The organism is Arthrobacter sp. 2RAF6 (assembly GCF_052115205.1).
Taxonomy (GTDB): Bacteria; Actinomycetota; Actinomycetes; order Actinomycetales; family Micrococcaceae; genus Arthrobacter.
In genome coordinates this window covers 1-2,051 of sequence record NZ_JBFRGF010000082.1, presented here as the reverse complement: position 1 = coordinate 2,051, position 2,051 = coordinate 1, and the positions used below count along the sequence as shown (strand labels likewise).

The window sequence follows — 2,051 nt, the reverse complement described above, 5'->3', positions numbered from 1 at the left end:
CCCGACGTCGAGATCATCGTGAACCTGACCATCCCGGCCGCCCACGTCGAGGTGGCCACCGCGGCCGTCAACGCCGGCAAGCACGTCTGGACCGAGAAGCCGTTCTCCCTGGACCGCGAATCCGGCCTGGCATTGTTGAAGACGGCCGACGCCGCGGGCATCCGGCTGGGCTGCGCCCCGGACACCTTCCTGGGCGCCGGCCTGCAGACGGCCCGCCGGATCATCGAACGCGGCGACATCGGCACCCCGCTGACCGCCCTGACGATGTTCCAGACCCCGGGCCCGGAGTCCTGGCACCCGAACCCGGCGTTCCTCTTCGCCCACGGCGCGGGCCCGCTGTTCGACATGGGCCCGTACTACATCACCGCGCTCGTCCAGACGTTCGGTTCCGTGAGGCGCGTTGCCGCCGTCGGATCCAAAGCCAAGGAGACCCGCGTGGTCGGTTCCGGACCCAAGGCCGGGGAGGAATTCCCTGTCGAGGTCCCCACCCACGTCTCCGCGATGCTGCAGTTCGAAGGGGGCGCTTCCTCGCACAGCGTCTTCAGCTTCGAATCCCCCCGCCTGCGGATGGGCTTCGTGGAGATCACCGGCACCGAGGGCACCCTGGAAGTGCCGGACCCGAACTACTTCGACGGCGACCTCAAGCTCTGGCGYCCAGGGGCCGAGGAAGCSGAAACCATCCCCGCCACGGGRCCGGCCAACGGCCGCGGCATGGGCGTGCTGGACATGGCCCGGTCCCTGCGCGCCGGTGTCCCGCACCGCGCCCAGGGAGCCCTCGCCTACCAYGTGGTCGATACCCTGGTYTCCATTTCCGAGTCCGCYGAAACCGGCACCTTTGTAGGCGTCGACAGCTCCGCCGTGACCTCCCAGGCCCTCCCCGAGGACTGGGACCCGATGGCCGCCACCCTCTAGGAATCACTCATGACCAGCTCCGCCCCCACCCCCACCACCCCGCACACCGGCGCCTCCCCGGAAGGCACCAGCGCAGGCAAGACACCCCTGGGTGTTGCCGCGATCGGCTACGCGTTCATGGGCAAGGCCCATTCGAACGCGTGGCGGAATGTGGCCGGCTTCTTCGACGTTCCGGCCTACGAGCAGAAGGTGCTCGTGGGCCGGGACGCGGAACAGGTCGCCGAGGCCGCGGCGAAGTACGGGTGGAGCGAGTCCGCCACGGACTGGCGCCAGGTCATCGAACGCGATGACATCCATATCGTGGATATCTGCGCCCCGGGCTGGATGCACGCCGAAATCGCCATCGCCGCGCTGGAGGCGGGCAAGCACGTCCTCGTGGAAAAACCCCTCGCGAACACCCTGGCCGAGGCCGAAGCCATGACGGAAGCCGCGCGCGCCGCCCGCGCGCGCGGCATCGCGTCCATGATCGGCTTCAACTACCGCCGCGTCCCCGCCCTCGCCCTCGCCAGGGAACTGATCGCGGAGGGCCGGCTGGGCACGGTCCGGCACGTCCGCGCCGCGTACCTGCAGGACTGGCTCGTGGACCCGGACTCCCCCATGACCTGGCGGCTGAACAAGGAAACCGCCGGGTCCGGGGCCCTGGGCGACATTGCCTCCCACGCGATCGACCAGGTCCTCTTCCTCCTCGGGGACACCGTCACCGAGGTCTCCGGCCGGCTGCACACCTTCGTGGACAGCCGTCCCGGGCCGGACGGTCCGGAACACGTCACGGTCGACGACGCCGCCTGGGCCACCCTGACCCTCGCCTCCGGGGCCCTCGCCTCCGTGGAAGTCTCCCGCATGGCCACCGGCCGGAAGAACTCGCTCACGATGGAAATCTACGGCGAGAAGGGCTCGCTCCTGTTCGACCTGGAAACCATCAACGAACTCGGCTTCCTGGACGCCACGGTGCCGGTCCGGGAGCAGGGCTTCCGCCGGATCCTGGTCAACGAACCCGAACACCCCTACATGGGTGCCTGGTGGCCGCAAGGCCACGTGATCGGCTGGGAACACACCTTCACCCACGAAATCCGCGACTTCCTTCTGGCCATCGACGCCGGAACCCCGCCGACGCCCTCCTTCGAGGAAGGCCTCGCCGT

The 2,051-nt window shown here is 69.4% G+C and carries 2 protein-coding genes; both read left to right on the top strand.

The genetic code is table 11. The annotated features are described in order from the left end of the window. Window positions 1-912, top strand: a 912-nt coding sequence (locus tag AB4Z38_RS25495; RefSeq protein ID WP_441432303.1) for a Gfo/Idh/MocA family protein, incomplete at its 5' end; no start/stop codon positions are given. A gap of 117 nt (window positions 913-1,029) precedes the next feature. Continuing rightward, window positions 1,030-2,051: Gfo/Idh/MocA family protein (locus tag AB4Z38_RS25490; RefSeq protein ID WP_441432304.1), on the top strand; the 1,022-nt coding region annotated here is incomplete at its 3' end.